This window comes from Candidatus Laterigemmans baculatus (genome assembly GCF_010367455.1).
Taxonomy (GTDB): Bacteria; Planctomycetota; Planctomycetia; order Pirellulales; family Pirellulaceae; genus Laterigemmans; species Laterigemmans baculatus.
In genome coordinates this window covers 29276-45021 of record NZ_WRPR01000064.1, presented here as the reverse complement: position 1 = coordinate 45021, position 15746 = coordinate 29276, and the positions used below count along the sequence as shown (strand labels likewise).

Annotated in this window: 10 protein-coding genes; 3 read left to right on the top strand and 7 right to left on the bottom strand. The window is 65.3% G+C overall.

What is annotated here, in order from left to right:
- Positions 1-6 precede the first annotated feature (6 nt).
- From GNK13_RS13395 to GNK13_RS13370, 6 genes are all read right to left on the bottom strand, one after another.
- A complete protein-coding gene (locus GNK13_RS13395) occupies positions 7-2985 on the bottom strand; it encodes a VWA domain-containing protein (protein WP_164103047.1) in 2979 nt (992 codons plus the stop codon).
- Between the two features lie 380 nt (positions 2986-3365).
- Positions 3366-4655, bottom strand: a complete 1290-nt coding sequence (clpX, locus tag GNK13_RS13390; RefSeq protein WP_164103044.1) for an ATP-dependent Clp protease ATP-binding subunit ClpX — start codon at positions 4653-4655, stop codon at positions 3366-3368.
- Between the two features lie 1054 nt (positions 4656-5709).
- Positions 5710-7044 carry an alkaline phosphatase family protein gene (locus tag GNK13_RS13385; protein WP_164103043.1) on the bottom strand — a complete coding sequence of 445 codons (1335 nt, stop codon included), beginning with the start codon at positions 7042-7044 and terminating at the stop codon, positions 5710-5712.
- Positions 7045-7059: 15 nt separating this feature from the next.
- The gene (locus GNK13_RS13380; RefSeq protein WP_164103042.1) at positions 7060-7992 is read right to left on the bottom strand and encodes a TIM barrel protein; all 933 of its coding nucleotides are present in this window, start codon (positions 7990-7992) and stop codon (positions 7060-7062) included.
- A gap of 33 nt (positions 7993-8025) precedes the next feature.
- Positions 8026-8985, bottom strand: a complete 960-nt coding sequence (locus GNK13_RS13375; protein WP_164103040.1) for a UbiA family prenyltransferase — start codon at positions 8983-8985, stop codon at positions 8026-8028.
- A gap of 338 nt (positions 8986-9323) precedes the next feature.
- Positions 9324-10367 carry a hypothetical protein gene (locus GNK13_RS13370; RefSeq protein WP_164103039.1) on the bottom strand — a complete coding sequence of 348 codons (1044 nt, stop codon included), beginning with the start codon at positions 10365-10367 and terminating at the stop codon, positions 9324-9326.
- Between the two features lie 218 nt (positions 10368-10585).
- Here GNK13_RS13370 and GNK13_RS13365 point away from each other — a divergent pair, with 218 nt between their 5' ends.
- The 3 genes from GNK13_RS13365 to GNK13_RS13355 all read left to right on the top strand — a co-directional run bounded on the left by GNK13_RS13365 (position 10586) and on the right by GNK13_RS13355 (position 14229).
- Entirely contained in the window at positions 10586-11818 is a 1233-nt protein-coding gene (locus tag GNK13_RS13365; protein ID WP_203329056.1) for a hypothetical protein, read from the top strand.
- 130 nt (positions 11819-11948) lie between these two features.
- Positions 11949-12797: a hypothetical protein gene (locus GNK13_RS13360; protein WP_164103036.1), complete on the top strand. Its 849-nt coding sequence runs from the start codon at positions 11949-11951 to the stop codon at positions 12795-12797.
- A 55-nt stretch (positions 12798-12852) separates the two neighbouring features.
- A complete protein-coding gene (locus tag GNK13_RS13355) occupies positions 12853-14229 on the top strand; it encodes a DUF11 domain-containing protein (protein WP_164103035.1) in 1377 nt (458 codons plus the stop codon).
- 5 nt (positions 14230-14234) lie between these two features.
- Here the strand turns inward: GNK13_RS13355 and GNK13_RS13350 are convergent, their stop codons facing one another.
- Positions 14235-15701, bottom strand: coding sequence for a DUF1570 domain-containing protein (locus GNK13_RS13350; RefSeq protein WP_164103034.1), 1467 nt, complete (start codon positions 15699-15701; stop codon positions 14235-14237).
- Positions 15702-15746: the final 45 nt, after the last annotated feature.

The window sequence follows — 15746 nt, the reverse complement described above, 5'->3', positions numbered from 1 at the left end:
GTGGCGTTAATTCTCATGCGATTGCTGGGACCGCTTGGCTTCGCGTTTGGCCCTCAGCAAACGCTCGGTATAGGACTCGGCTTGCTCGGGGCCGGCTGCGACGGGAGCGAGCGATTTTTTGGGTAACGGTGCCGCGGGCGGGGCGGAAGTCTCTTCCCACGGGTCTCGGACCGCTTCCCTGGCAGCCGATTTGGTCTGCCTCAGCCGCTGCAGCCGCTCGAGCGTTAGCACTTCGGCGGTCGGTTGCGCCTCGCTGCTCGCGGCGCGGCGGAAAGCGTGGGTCGGATTCCAGTGCAAGCGACGGTTGAGGACGTCGGTGAAGAACGCGACGCAGCCGATCACCACCAGGATATACCAAGCCGGGCGCGTATCGATGCCGAACCGCAGGTTGCTGCGGAAGGTATCGAGGGCACCCGCGGCCGACTCCCACTGGCTCTCCGATTCCATGACCAGCATGTCTCCCGCTTTCCCTTCGGCGGGTGTCTGAGCGGCCAGCTCGCCGAGCAGTTGGAGGTTGTCGGGTCGGGGGCGAAATTCAGCCGAGCGATTGACGTCGATTCCCAGCCGGATCGTTTCGGAACCCGCTCCTGGACTGATCGAGAGAAAGTACGTGCCCTTGTCCGACGCTTCGACTTCCCCGACGTAGCGTCCCGGAGCCGATTGCTGCAGCGTTGCGCTGGAAGCCTGCATGCCAGGCCCGACCACCGCGACTTGAGGGGAGAGGAAGTTGATAAACCGGTCTTCCAGATCAAGCGCGTTCATCACGATCCGGATCCGGTCTCCCTCCAGATGCGCATCGACAGCGATGTGATCGGTTTCGTTGGTGGGACGCATCGTCCAGCGGACGAGCTGAACGAGCAATTTGTCTCGCTCGGGCCACTCTTTCCAGCGGCTGGCCCATCGCTGGCCGACGTCGGTCGTCAGCGCCACGCTTCGCCCCAGACCAAATTGCCAGCTCGCTAGAATGCTGTTGGCTTGCCCGCTCGGAAGCGACGCCAGGAGGGGTGTCTGCACCAGCGCGGTCGGCTTGACGGTCGTCATCACGTACCCGGTGACAGGGGGGAACGGCGGCTCGATCCCCCGCAGCACCTCGTGGTCGGCGGCCAGCTCGAGCGGAATCCCCGACTGGTTCTCGTAGATCAACGGCCGGGCGACGCGGCGGGCTTCGCGCATGAAGATCTGCGGAATCGCTCGCGGCGAATTGACTTGGTAGAACTTGCCGCCACCGACCGCGGCGATCTGATTCAGCAGCCCCGTATCAGCCTCGTCACCGATCGCCACACAAGTGACCGTCATCCCCTGCTGGCGCATCTGGGTCGCCAACTCGTTGAAGTTGCCGGGCTGGGTGTGGCCGTCGCTGAGGATGATCATGTGCTTGGTCGCGGCATTCGAATTCGCCAGCGCCCGAAAGCCGAGCTGCATCGCGGGCTGCATGTTGGTGCCGCCATCGGCCGCCAGCCGGGAGATCATCGGGATGATGTGTCCGCGATCCGAAACCTCCTGCATCGGCACGATCTGGTGGACTTCGGTGTCGAAGGAGAAGACGCCGATCGAGTCCTGCGGCCGCAGCGACTTGGCGGCGGCGACCGCCGCGGCTTTGCTGAGCTGGATCTTTTCTCCCGACATCGATCCGGAGCTATCGATCACCAAGGCTAGCGCCCCGACCGCTTGGACTTTCAAATTTTTGATCTGAAAGTCGACCGGCATCGCCTCCTCGAGCTTCGTGTCGGACCAACCGCCGACTCCAAAACTGTTCGGTCCGCCGAGCATCATCAGTCCGCAGCCCATCTGCCGGGTGTTCTGGACCAGCATTTCGATTTGCTGATCGGTGAAGTACTGGAGGCTGTTGTCCTGCTCGCCGTTGCCGCGGGGAACGTCGGCCAGAATGACCAGATCGTAGGCCTGAAGATCGGCCAGCGACGTGAAGAGCTGATCGGTTCGCTGGACGGTGACCTCGATCTTTTCACGCTGCAAGAGTTGAACGAGCTCGTCGAAGCTGCCCGGGTTGAAGTGGTCTTCGATTAACAGCACCCGACCGGCACCGCGGATCTGGGCGAAGCCGCGAGCGGTATTGTTTTGCACGAACCCGTCGGCGGCCGGATCTTCCGGCGTGAACTCCGCTTCGTAGCTGTAGAACCCGGGCGTCTCCAACTGGTCGCGGAGCGTCAGGTAGTGCGTTTCGGAGTCGAGCGTCAGCGACTGGCTGGCGATCATCAACCGTTCGTCCTGATCGTGGCGATAGATCGAGAGCGAACCACGCGTCGGAGTCGCTGCGGCGGAGGTCGGTGGAGTCTGCCGTGAGAGGGCGACGCGGATCTCGAAGGGAGCCCCTTTGCGAACCTCGGTCGGCACGACCAGTTTCTCGACCGCCACTTCCGCGCGAAGCTCGCCGGGAATCGCGACCACGTCGACACCGATCCCGTCGCGCACCAGTTCCGCCGCGATCCCTTGAACATTCCCCTGGGTCACGTTCCCATCGCTGAGGATCACCACGCGGCGAGCCGACGGATGCGCCATCACGCTTCGCGCCAGCCGGAGGGCCGCCGCCAGATCGGTCTCCTCGAGGACCAGTTCGGTCTCGAACCGCGAGGTGAGGTGGAATGGCTCGGCCAGCGGCGGAACCTCGACGGCGGCCTGCTTGCCAAACGAGATCACGCCAGCCCGGTCGCCCCGATCCTCGCGCCGGTGCTGGGCGATCGATGCGTTGACGAACTCGACGGCCCGGTCGAGCGACGCTCGGGGGATGCTCAGCGATCGGTCGACCAGATACAGCACCGTCACATCGTCGGTGCGGCGGACCCACTGAAAGCCGGCGATCGCCAGCACCAGCAGAGCAAAGATCAGCATCCGCAGGGCGACGGCCAACGTCCACCGCAGTCTGCCAAGGCTCGCGCGGCTGCGGAGGGCGACCACCCAAAACAGCGGCGCGAGTAGCAGCAGCAGGAGAAACGCCGGCTGCTCAAAGCTGATCTCGTACTGAAGCACGCAGAACGTCTCCGGCGGATTGAGGCGAAGCTCGGAGAGATAATCTTATCAGAAGCGGGAGTTGGGAGCCGCGGATACCAACCGCCAATGATACGAATCCAACGAATGGTGGCCACGGAAGGACACGGAAACGCACGGAAAAAGGAAGGACCGCGGATAACGCGGAGAACACGAATGGAAGGGGGATCAACAGCCAATTATCCGAGTTATCTGCGCTATCCGCGGTTCAACTCCCCACTCTTCCTTCGTGCTCTTCGTGTCCTTCGTGGTTCCCCCCGGCTCCCGGCTCCCGGCTCCCGGCTCCCGAACAAAAAAACCGCGGCTCGGGGTCCGAAGAGCCCGAGCCGCGGTGGCAGGAGACAAGTTGTGAGAGCGACCGCTTAGGCGCTTTTGGCCTGGGGAGCCGGTGGCATCGTGAACAGCTTGCGGCTGCCGGTGACGACGCTTTCGTCGATCACGTAGGTGCTGCCGCGTTCCTGGTCGGGGAGGTCGTACATGATGTCGAGCATGACTTCTTCGAGGATCCCGCGGAGTCCGCGAGCTCCGACGCCTCGCTCGAGGGCCCGCTGGGAGATGACCCGCAGCGCTTCGTCGGTGAATTCGAGCTTGCAGTCTTCCATCTGGAACAGCGCTTCGAACTGTTTGACCAGCGCGTTCTTCGGTTCCCGCAGGACGCGGATCAGTCCTTCCTCGTCGAGCGGCTGCAGATAGCTGACGACCGGCAAGCGGCCGACCAGTTCCGGAATCAGGCCGAACTCGAGGACGTCATCGGTGCCGACGTGGGTCATCAGCTCCGCCGCATCGGCGTCGTTGCGGAAGCTCTGTCCGCCACCGAACCCAAGGGTCCGTTTGCCGAGCCGCTTGCGAACGATGTCCTCGATCCCCGAGAACGTTCCGCCGCAGATGAACAGGATGTTGCTCGTGTCCATCTGGATGTACTGCTGCTCGGGATGCTTCCGTCCGCCTTGGGGCGGGACGTTGGCGACGGTCCCTTCGAGCATCTTGAGCAACGACTGCTGGACCCCCTCGCCGGAGACATCGCGGGTGATGCTCACGTTGTGGCTGGTCTTACCGATCTTGTCGACTTCGTCGATGTAGAGGATCCCCCGCTGGGCCGATTCGAGATCGAAATCGGCAGCGTGGAGCAGTTTGAGCAGCAAGTTCTCGACGTCCTCGCCGACGTAGCCCGCTTCGGTCAGCGTCGTCGCGTCGCCGATCGCAAAGGGAACGTTCAGCATCCGGGCGAGCGAGCGGGCAAGCAAGGTTTTCCCGCTGCCGGTCGGGCCGACCAGCAGGATGTTGCTCTTCTCGATCTCGACGTCGCCCGTGCCATTCCATTCGGCGCTGAGCCGCTTGTAGTGGTTGTGGACGGCGACGGCCAACACCCGCTTGGCCGAGGTTTGGCCGATCACGTACTGGTCGAGGTGCGCAGCGATCTCCCGCGGGCTGGGGATGTTCTCGAACAGATTCTTCGAGGGGCCGCGGCGCTTCTGCTCCTGCTCGAGGATCGATTGGCAGAGCTCGATGCATTCGCCACAGATATAGACGTCGCCCGGACCCTCGACGAGCGGGCCGACGTCGCGATAGCTCTTCCGGCAGAACGAGCAGAACGCGTTCTTTTTGGTCGTCCCGCCACTGCGACGGCTTCCAGTCATTTCCTTCGAGGACATACACGACTCCTTGCTGTGATCATCAACCGCCCCATCCGCTGCCGCTCATCGCCTGCCGCACGCCGAAAAAATCGGAGCACGACGGCCACGGTGACGCACGGATGGACGAGTACGGGCTTGGGTGTCCACAGCTCGAATGCATCCGGAACTTGAATCCCGCGGACGACAGCGCAACCAGGGGACCCTGCACAGGATCCAATCGCCGCCGTCGCGTTCTCATTTCCGAAGTTCGGGGCATCCGTGTCCGCGAAGCTCGAGCCGATCGTAGTGGGTATATTGAACTCGGCCGCTCCCGATCCCCACTGCCGAGGCGTCCCGGGAGGACCGCCACAGCTTCCCTCGGGGAGGAAACGGCGAGATTTAAGTAGGTCAATCCGGACCAGCCCGCCCAACGCCTCCGAGCGACCCATCCTAAGTCGCTGCGTCGCCGTCGCTTGGCGTGCTCCTGCGGTGTCGGTCCATCGACGCCTTTATAGTTCGGAATTCCTTCCCGCTGATGTCACCTTCCCGGTGCATTTCTTCGAAGTTTGCGAGCCACTCGGGGTCGCTCGACCGGTCGTCAGCGGTGCGATCGCGAAAGATTGACACAAGCCAAAATCCGCCCGCAATCAAGATGCATAGCACCACTACGCCAAGCCCAGCCTGCACGGTCGGCAGAGCCCACCACTGGGCGACGACCTCGAGTCCTGAAAGCTGCATGGTACTGATCAAAATTGCACTGACCGCTCCCCCGACGGGAACCGCCAGGCTCCCGTTCCGGTTATGTCGAATCCTACGCGGGCGTCCGGCGAAACGTCCAGCAATTTTGTAAAGATTTCAAGGGAGAAAGGTTTCAGGGAGCAGGTTTCAGGAGCCGAGAGGTTGCTCCGGTCGTACTCGTACTCAGCGAAGCGGCACTCGTACTCAGCGAAGCGGTACTCCTACTCAGCGAAGCGGTACTCGTACTCGTACTCGATTCCCCAGCCGCCGTTTCGAGTACGAGTACGAGTACGAGTACGAGTACAAGTACGAAGCGATTCTTTCCTGAAACCTGCTACCTGCTACCTGCTACCTGCTACCTTCCCCCTCGCATTGCGGCGTACATATCCACATCCCGCAGGGCTCCGCTGCCGGGTTCTCCGGCGGGGAGCAGCCCGCTGTGGCTGGCGAGCACGATCCCCCGCTGGAACGCTTCGCGGACCGGGGCTCCGTGCGAGCCGCGGACGAGCTCGGCGTTGAGCGGGATGCTGCGGGTCGCCATATCGACGTGCAACTCGACCGGGTCGTAGCCCGGTTTGCGGTGGATGTCGACCGTCCGCGCGTACTCCGGGGCGCGGGCATCGTCGGTCCACCAGTAGTAGGCTTGCCAGCTATTGGGGGAGGAAACCAGGATCACGTCCCCGCTTCGCTCGTGGTCCAGCGCGTATTTGCTACGCTGGTCTCCGGCCAGCACTTCGTCGATTCCCGGCTGGCCGCTCATCAGCCGCACGACCTTGTCGATCACTCCGGGATCGCGATCGCGGACAAACACGTGGCTCAGTTGGTGATCGACCAGGGCCCAGGCCGGCGAACCGGCCACGTCCAACCGATCGCGGCCGTCGGCGGTTTGGGTGCGGAGCAGTCCCGCTTCACTGAGCAGCCGGTTGGGATAGGCGACGTGGTCGACTTCGGTGATCACGTACTCGCTCGCCACGATCCACTGGGGCGGCTCGCCGTAGGCTGCTGCCATCGAATCGGCGAGTTTGCCGAGTTCGGCGTCGAGTTCGCCGACCGCCGCCAAAGCCGGTTCGCTATCCGGGCCGGTCCGCTGGGCGGCGTAATCGAGGTGGGGCAGATAGATGAAGAACAAGTCGGGGCGATGCCGCTCGGCCGCGATCACCGCCGAGCGGGCGATCCAGCGGCTCGAATCGATCGAGGCCAGCGGCCCCCAGAAATTTTTCAAGGGAAAGTGGCCGAGCTGCTCGAGCAATTCGCCATAGAACTCGGGCGGCTTGGTGTAACACCAGAGCGACTCGGAACCGTCCGGATTGTGCACCGGAGCGGGCATGCAGATGTAATCGGCTTCGGACCCTTTGCTGAGCATCGGAAACCACACGGCCGACGTTTTGGGCGCTTCCCCCGCCGCCGGCTCGTGCAGCCGCGTCCAGATCTGCGGCCGCTCGATGACCTTATTCCAAGCGGTCCACATCTCGACTTCGGCCGAGTCGCGCCAGAAGAACCCGTTGGCCACCACGCCGTGCTCGCGGGGCAGGCAGCCGGTCAGCATGTTCGCTTGAACGGGCCAGGTCACCGCGGGAAAGCTGGCCGAAAGGGACCGCGATTCGCCCGCGGCGGTCAGCTTCTGCAGGTTCGGCATCCGGCTGACATCTTGGGGACGCAGGCCGGGGATCGAAAGAAAAATCATCGCCATCGTCGGTGCTTCATCTCAAGAGAGGGTATCGAGGCTCGGCGGCCCTCCAGCGACCTGGCCGAAAATCCGCTCATACAATCCGGCTGCCAGCCGCAGGTCGACGTGCTCGGGCGGAGCTGGCTCCACTAGCATCGGACCGCCAAACCCATGCTCGGCGAGCCCCTGCACCACGCGATCGGCAGCGATATGGCTGCTGCCGATCAGCGCGTCGGCAGCGGAGCCCACTCCGGCAACCCAGCGGACGTCCGAAAGATAGACACAGGCCAATCGTCGGTTGCGAAGGAGCAAATCGACGATCGGCATCTCTCCGCCAGCCACCATGGTACCGACATCGGCCGCCAATTGGAGATCGGCCTCGCCAGCGACCCACTCACTCAAGCGTTCGAAGCGGCCGAGCGAGTCGACGAAGTGATCCGAGCGGGGGCGAATCGCAAGCCGCACGCCCCAGGGGTCGGCGAGTGCGGCCAGCTCCAGGATCGCGTCCCGCAACCGTTCGAGTCCCCGCTCGGCGTCCATCCCCGCGGGGAGTTTGCCAGACGAAAAAGTCACCCACCGACCGCCGACCTGCTCGGCGATCCTCACCGCCCCCTTCAAACACTCCAGCCGCTGCTCGCGGGCCGCCCCGGAGCTCATCAAGTCGCCGATCTCGGCAGACCAAGGGTCGAGCAAGTACCGGCCGTCGGCGTCGATGACCACCCCGCTAGCTCTCGGCTCGCCGCGACCGCCCCGCTCGCCGCCACCGCCCCGCTCGCCGCCAACGCCCCGCTCGCCCACTGCGGCCGCCAGCCGTCGGCACTGGGCCTGAAACTCGTCCGCGTCGGCCAACGGATCGAGCCGCGCCCGGCTCAGCCGCACGACGAGCGACCGATAGCCGATCTGCTCCAGCAGCGCCGCGGCGGTCTGCCAGTCGAGTTCGGGCAAGGCGGTCGTATGGAAGCCGGCGATCATGGTCGTCCCTAAGATAGCGAGGCGACGGCCCGCTCACGTCATCTGAAAGCGGGCCGCCAGCAGCGTCGCCGGGAAGACGAGCCCAAAGATGGCCAAGCCGTAGAAGGGACCGGCACCGAGCAGCGCGAACGCCGCCGCTAGCGGGATCAGCGTCAGGAGCGCGACCTTGACCGCCAACTGCACCCGTTCGGGACTCGGGTTCGTGAAAATTTTCGCGCTGCGCACGAGCGTCGTCAGCGACAGCAACGCGATGAGCAGGGCAAACGGGCCGGCGGCGAAATGCAGCCCCGCATCGGCCCCGGCCAGCTGGGGCGAGAAGGCCAACAGCCCGCAGCCGGCGAACAGAACCACCAGACCAGCCGCCAGCTTGGTGGTCTCCGAGACGCCCGCTTCGTGGCGGGCCATCAAGGTAATCCCCATCACGTAGATCCCAAAACCTGAGGCCGCGGCCAACACGTGGGGCTGGAACTGAAACCAGGCCAGCTCGTCGCTGAGAATCGGCGAGGCTCCCAGCAGAAAGCTGAGCGCCCGGCAGAGCCCCATCGCCAGCGGAGCCACGGCGGTCGCCTTCAGCGGCCCGTCGTAGAGCACGATCGCCACGGCCAGCAGCACCCCGATGAGCCCCGGTCGCCAGGTCGCGGGCAGATCTTCGGCGGGCAGAAACCCCGAGAGTGCCGCCATGCCGACGCCGCAGATCAGCAGCGCCCAGCCGGCGGTTTTGGCCGCCGAGAGCGAGATGCGGCCAGCCGGGAGCGGCCGCGTAGGACGCTCGTCGCGATCGATCTCGAGGTCGAACACGTCATTGAGCACCATTCCGGCCCAGTACAAGCAGACCCCGGCAGCGAGCACGCAGAGGAACCGCGAGAGAGGCTCGTGCGAATGGGCGACCAAGAGAAACGCGGCTCCGACGTCGGCCAGGATCGTGAACACGTTCGGCAGGCGGACGAGCCGAGCCCAATCCATCCAGGTGGTGCGGTGCGTGGGGCTGTGCATGGAGCGAGACGCGTAGGAGGCAAGAAACAGATCGCCCCATTGTGCGGCAACCGGCGCGCCTGCCCAGCGGTGGTCCTGCCCAGCGGTGGTCTGTTTGAGCCGCCGGTCCGAGCCCAGCGTTTCTCATCAGCCGCCACGCTTCTCGCCCCAATTATTCATCAGCCGCCGGGCGCTAGCCCCCGGTTCTCGAAAGCGCCGTGAGAACCGGACGCTAGCGCGTGGCGGCTGATTTAACGCAGCGTCCGGCCGAGCGACGGAACCCGCGGCTAGCGCCGTCGGCTCACCCGCGGCTAGCGCCGTCGGCTCACCCGCGGCTAGCGCCGTCGGCTCACCCGCGGCTAGCGCCGTCGGCTCACGGGGTTGGCGGCCAGCCCCAAGCCGAAACGGGCGATGTAGAGGTCGGTTTCGTTGGTGAAATCGTGTCCGCCGGGCTCGAAGCGGAACTGATCGAGCCCCGGCGATTCGATCTCCGCCACGTCGTAGATTTCGAGCAGGCTGAGCAGCCGTCCGTCGGGCTTGCTCCAGAACTCGATCCGCGACGGGAGGGGCGTGGCGAGCGAGTCGGCGGCGACGGCGATCCGCACTTGGCGAGGCACCAGCTCGGGCCATTCCTCCCGCTCGAGGTTCTGGAGCAGTTGCTCGGCCACTTCCTCGCGAAGAATCCCCTTGAGGACCAGCATCGGGCTGCCGTCGATGTGCCCTTCGGAGAGTCGGAGATCGAAATCGGCTTGAATCCGGTCCATGATCTCGGCCAACCCGCCGACCCGCAGCCGTGGAGGGACGCGGCGGCTGTAGGTCGCGGCGGTCGCTTCTTCGAGTTTGCCGAGGTCGACACGTCGCACCCGCACCTCACCCGCCATCTCTTCGCGAGTCCACGCTAGGCGGCCGTCGCAGGTTTGCTGCCAGCGGCTTTTGCCATCGGCGATCGGGACTTGCAGCTCCATCCGCAGCCGACCACTGCCGCGGCCCGCTTGTTGGTAGTGGCCGACTTCGACGACTTCGCGTCCCGCCGCCCAGACGCGTTGCCGGAGCTTGGCTTCGAGCGGCGGTCCGAGAGTCAGGTACTCGACCATCCGTTCGGCCAAAGCGGCGGCATCCTCGCGGGAGCCGCGCGTCGGCTCCTGATCGGTTTGCGGCTCCTGATCGGTTTGCGGCTCCTGATCGGCTTGCGGCGGAGCTGGGGGGGTGGTTTTCTGTCCGGCGGGAACTTTTTTTTCCGCGGAGGTTTCCTGGCCGAGGCTCGGCGGCGAGGGGACGGAGCCTGCGGCGAAGAGCCCGCTAAGAGCGGCAAAAAGCAGCCAAAGGGAGGGTCGGGCCGGCGGCCTGGCCGGGCGCCGCGTCGCGTTTTGAGGGCCGCCGGGGTAGTGGCGATTGATGCTCATAAGCCGGTTGTGTCGGTTTTGCCAAAGATTCGTGTCCTCGGGTGCCGATGCTGACCTCGGTGACTTTTTCAATCCCACCGCGACTCGCGCGGCGGATTCTAGGGACGTGCCGCTGGTCGGTCCAGGCGAATCGGCCCCGTCCCGTCGCCACCGATCGATTTTGCATCGGGAAAGCCAACGCACCGCTGCCAAGAAGGCCGCGACCTCAGGGGGAACGGATGACAATGCGACTGACCACGAAGCTGCTCTGTGTCGCGGCAACGGTCATGGCTACCGGGTGCGCGCCGGTCCGCCACAACCTGCCGCCAGAACAACGATTGATGGAACCGGGCCCCGGAGTGGGCGGCCCTGGACCGGGCGTTATTGGACCGCCTGCGATCAACCCCGGGTTTGCCGGCGGAGTGGTCGGAGCGGGGATGATCGGACCGGGAGGCCCTTGCGGCCCCGACGGCCAGCCGCTCGGCGGCCCGATGGGGATGGCTGGAATGGGAATGGCTGGGATGGTTCCCGCCGCTCCGCCGACCGTCCAAGTGACCTTTGCACGTCCCGAGTCGATGCAGATTCGCTACAACGCGACCGGCTCGGGCGCGTTCGATAGCGAGCCGCTGGTGGTTCCGGCACGCCAGAACTTTCCGCAGGGCGGACTCTATCGGCTGAAGCTGACCGACATCGTCGGGCGAGCCGGAGTGGAACTCTACCCGACGCTCGAGCTGGCTCCGGCCACGCCGCGAACCGGAGCCTACCTGGCTCACAACTCGATCCCGATCCAGTTCACCGACGAAGACCTCGACCAGGTCCTGACCGGGAACTTCGTCACCAAGGTGATCTATCTGCCCGATCCCGACTTCCAAGGTCCGGCTCTGGCGGGCATCGACACGCTGGTCAGCACGCGGCTCGATCCGGGCGTCGACCCGATCGTCGAAGCCGACCGCCGCGGCTCGATCCTGGCGATCGTCCGGTTGGGTGACAAGGACATCGAGATGATGGGCGTCGGTGGCGAAGCGGGCATGGCCGCTGCGGCCTTCGGTGCTCCGCTGGTTCCCGGGTTGCCGGTGCCGTTTGCTCCGTGCAGCGAAGTCTGCGGCGGCGGAGCTGCCGGACCGGGCATCGTGGGCGGACCGGCCGGCCTGCCTCCGAGCCTGCCCGGTGCGATCGCCGGAATGACCGCGCCGAGCTACGGGATGCCGATCACCGGTACACCGATCGGATTGCCCGGACCGCCCCACATTCCGCTCGGAGTCCCGGCCGGATTGCAGAAGCACGTGATCAAGAATCACACCCACATGCATCTGCCGCAGCCGACCGAGAAGCTCAAGATCGATGTGCGTCACCAGCCGGGGATCAGCTACCCGCAACCGGCCAACCGCGTGCACATCAGCGAGCAGAACATCCACCCGGGTGTTCCCTACGGTCGCCCGCACTACGAAAAGGCGAGTCAGCCCGTCCACTAGTCGAGCGGCGTTGACTCCAAGCGAACGAACGACGCGGCCGGAGCGAAACAAGCGACCCGGCCGCGTCGCTGCAGATGTGCCCAGCGATTCTCACCGATCGCTTTCCTTACAAACCTCTCCAGACACTGCGATGCACCGAAGCCTCGATCCGCTGAGTTCGCCGCAGCAGCTGTCGAAACCCCAGCTCACGAGCCTGGGGGGCGTTCGGCTCTGCGTCGCAGCCGTCCTGTTGGCCGCCACCTCGCTGACGGTCGGAGCGTCTTCGGCCCGCGGCCAGTATCCGCAGGGTGGGTACGCCGGCACCGCGCTGCCGAACAACCCCGGCCATCCCTTGCTCAGCGCCTCGTTGCCGCCAGGGGCGCTCGGGGCGGCGCGGCTCGCCAGCGGCGGGCAACGCGGCTTCCCGCTCCAGGGCTACTACCAACCGGTCGCGATCTACGGCCCCGCAGGCTCGCAGCTGGCACTGGCCGCTGCTGGCGGTTTTGCCCCGCCGGTCGAAGCCCCGCTCCAGGCGGCTCTGCTGGTCGGGTCGGTGTATCGCTTCCAGGTCACTCGGATCCCCAACCAGCCGGGAGTCGAGCTGTTTCCCACGATCGAGATCATCGACCGCCTGCATCCGCCGCCCGGGCAGGAGACGCGGTTCCCGATCCCCGTGCACCTCGACGCCGACGATTTGGCACAGGCCCTCGAAGGCCGCTTGGTCACTCGAGTGATCTATCTCGAAGACCCACAAACCGCGCTGCCGGTGGCCGACGAACCGGAAAGCCAGCGGACGTTCGATGTCCGCGCCGACCACGACCCGCTGCTCGAAGCCGACCGCCTCGGGCGTCCGGTCGCCGTGCTGCGGATCGGCTCGCTCGCACCGCCTCGCGACGCAGCGCTGCTGAACCAATTCTTGCTCGGCTGCCCTCCGTGGTTGCCGATCGCGCCGGTCCCCGCGCCAATCCCCGCGACGATCGCCGCGCCGGCAGCTCCCTGAGCGAGCTCGCCCTGCCCCGCCCCGCCAAGGCTTCACTTCCCAACCGGCCACTGCCATGAACCGACCCGCCCATTCTGCCCGATTCGCCTTGGCCGCGACGCTCGCCTCGGCATCGCTGTTGGCCAGTGGCTGCGCTCTGCCGGGGCAACTGGCCAGTCCCGCAAGCACCGGAGCAGTGGCAAGCACCGGAGCAGTGGCTAGCACGGGAGCAGTGGCTAGCACGGGAGCCGCCTCTGCCATGACGGCCCCGGCTCAACCGGCGGCCTCGGCTCAACCGGCGGCCCCGGCTCAACCGGCGGCCAGCGCTCCGGCGGTGGCTCAGGTCGGCTACACCCACCCTGGAATGCAGCCCCACGCAGCGCCCCACGCGGCCTACCAGCCTCACGCAGCCTACCAACCTCACGCAGGCAACTACGGGCCTGCGGCAGCAGCTGCGCCGAGTCACGCTGCTGCAGCCTGCACGGCGGGTTGTTGCGGGACGAGGGGTCCGGTCTATCCGACAATGCCGCCGCTGGCTTCGTTCGGGATCGACCCCCAAGAGTTCCTCTGCGACGGGGGCGACCGGGCTCCGGCCGCAGCGGTCAACTTGAACGACCAGATGATCGGCATCGGGCTCGAGGACACGGTCGTCAAGTACGAGACGGTCGACGGCGGATTGCATTTGGAGCCGAGCAATCGCGTCTGCATCTACGCTCCCCGCTTCGCTTCGGTCCGCAAAGTGACCGGCGCGGTGACCGATGAGAAAGCGGTCGCGGCGGTGGGCTACGATCTGCCTCGCGGACCGGTGGGGATCGATCGCAACCAGCCGAGCAGCGCCGTGATGGCTCCGCTTCAACCGCTTGGCCGCGATATGGCCCGCGGCCCCGACGCGTTCCGCGGCCGCGATCGGGGTGTGCCGGTCGAGAACGTCGACACGCCGCTGTTGGCCGAGGACGTGCTGGCGGCGCTGGTCGATCTCTCGATCATCTCCGACGGCGTGCTGCGGGATGCCGACAAACCGTGGCTGGCCAAGGGTGCGGCCGCGGCGATCAGCTGGTCGCTCGACGAAGCGGTGGGAGTGGTGGTCGACGACGTGCAGGCGGCGGTCGTCGCGGGCGACGTGGCGGTCGAGGGATTGACCGTCTACGACTTGCCCGGCGGACGGTTGCGGGTCTGCAAGTTGGCCGACCGCAACAGCGCCCAGGTCGGCGACGTCGTGACCTTCGTGCTGCGAGTCGACAACACGGGCGAAGGCAAACTCAACAACGTCGTGCTGACCGACAACCTGACCACGCGACTGGAATATATCGAAGGCAGCCAGACGTGCAGCAAAGGGGCGATCTTCGAAACCGAAGCGAACGACGGTGGCTCGCTGCGGCTGACCTGGAGCTTCACCGACGAATTCAAAGTCGGCGAAGCGGCTATCATTCGCTTCCGCTGCCGCGTCCGCTAAGCGTACTACTGCATCAGCACTTGCATGTCGGTCTTCAGCGACCGCATGTAGCGCCGCCAATCGTCTTCGAGCAGCTCGAGGTCGCCGAACTCGTCGCGGAAGATTTCCAGCACCCGCTCTTGCCATTCGCTGACGAGCATCTCGCTCTCCCCTTCCTCGCTCATCCGAGCGTAGAAACTCATCAGCTGCTCGAAGTGCCGGTCCATCAGAAAGTGGGTCAGGGCCCAGGCTTGGCCGTACGCGTGGAGCGTACCTTCGTTGTTCGCCGCTTGGAGAAAGATCCGGTCGGTGACGATGAATTCGAGGTTTGAATGCTCGCGGTCGGGGGCCAGCGCGCGGTAGTACTCGAGCCGCTGTTCGTTGACCGCTCCGATCCCCGCCCAAGTCGCTTCGCTGGGCGATTCGTAGTAGGCGGCGAGCCCTTCGTGGGCCCAGCGAGCGATAAATTTGTCGCGTGGCAGCAGCCCGCTGTTGGCGGCCAGTTGGTGCGTCGCCTCATGCGAGACGACTTCGATATCCAGATTCTCGCCGGTGATCCTGAGCAACAACTCGAGCGTCTTGGCGAAGCGAATCAGTGCCGCCGAACTGCTGCTCCTCGCTCGCTTGGCACTCTCCTGCAGGTCTCGCATGATATCAGCCAACTGATTGTGACCCTCCAGCCCTTCGTCGGTCTGTTGGCGGTAGAAGATGGCCACGTTGTGTTCCGGATCGTAGAAACCGGCTGCCTTCTTCAGGTCCGGGTCGAGCCGGGTGACGAAGGTCAAGTAATCGGCGTGGTCGTTGAACAGCACCACGCGAAGTGGCTCCTTGGGGATCCGCAGGTATTTGCCGCGGAGCGCAAAGTTCATGTAGAAGCTGTCGTAGACCTGTTCGAGCAACTCGAGCCGTTGTTCGGCCGGAGTCCGTCGCGTGCGAGGATCGGGGCGGTCGTCGGTGTCGTGCATCAGCAGAAAGTGGCGGCTGCGAGCGACCTTCATCTCCTTCCCTTTGAGGAATTCCCGCATCTCGCTCTCGGCCTCCGGATCCTCCGGCACCGCGGACGTGAGGTAGCGGTTGAGCAACACCATCTTTTGGATGCGAGGATCCTCCGGAGCGAGTTTGTAGCCTTCGCTCAGCGCCTCGCGGGCCCAGCGGAGTTCGCCGTTATCGACGCACCACGCGGCCAGTTCGAGCATCGCGTCGACCGTCCCCACCCGGTTCTTCTCGCCCTTGACCCGCTGATACTGTTCGGCCGGCGAAGGGGACTGGATGATCTGCACATCGGTATGGTCGAAGTGCAGGTTGCCGAGCGGGTGGCGGCAAGTGATCGTGCGTCCCGGATTCACCGAGGCCTCACCGCGCAGCACCAACGCCAAGCTGGTCCCGGGGAGGTGATAGAGGACAAAATCGGCTCTGGCCGGGGAAGTTGCCAAAGCTCCCAAGAGCCCCAGCACGGCACCGACCCACAGCCTCCTACCCACGCTCGCAAACATCCACATTCTCCAGCGACAAAAATCGAGTGGCCAAACGCCCCACCC

Coding starts and splice junctions, on each gene's coding strand:
- clpX (WP_164103044.1), bottom strand. CDS start 4,655: ATGTCCTCGAAGGAAATGACTGGAAGCCGTCGCAGTGGCGGGACGACC.
- GNK13_RS13365 (WP_203329056.1), top strand. CDS start 10,586: ATGACAATGCGACTGACCACGAAGCTGCTCTGTGTCGCGGCAACGGTC.
- GNK13_RS13380 (WP_164103042.1), bottom strand. CDS start 7,992: ATGATCGCCGGCTTCCATACGACCGCCTTGCCCGAACTCGACTGGCAG.
- GNK13_RS13370 (WP_164103039.1), bottom strand. CDS start 10,367: ATGAGCATCAATCGCCACTACCCCGGCGGCCCTCAAAACGCGACGCGG.
- GNK13_RS13375 (WP_164103040.1), bottom strand. CDS start 8,985: ATGCACAGCCCCACGCACCGCACCACCTGGATGGATTGGGCTCGGCTC.
- GNK13_RS13385 (WP_164103043.1), bottom strand. CDS start 7,044: ATGGCGATGATTTTTCTTTCGATCCCCGGCCTGCGTCCCCAAGATGTC.
- GNK13_RS13355 (WP_164103035.1), top strand. CDS start 12,853: ATGAACCGACCCGCCCATTCTGCCCGATTCGCCTTGGCCGCGACGCTC.
- GNK13_RS13360 (WP_164103036.1), top strand. CDS start 11,949: ATGCACCGAAGCCTCGATCCGCTGAGTTCGCCGCAGCAGCTGTCGAAA.
- GNK13_RS13350 (WP_164103034.1), bottom strand. CDS start 15,701: ATGTTTGCGAGCGTGGGTAGGAGGCTGTGGGTCGGTGCCGTGCTGGGG.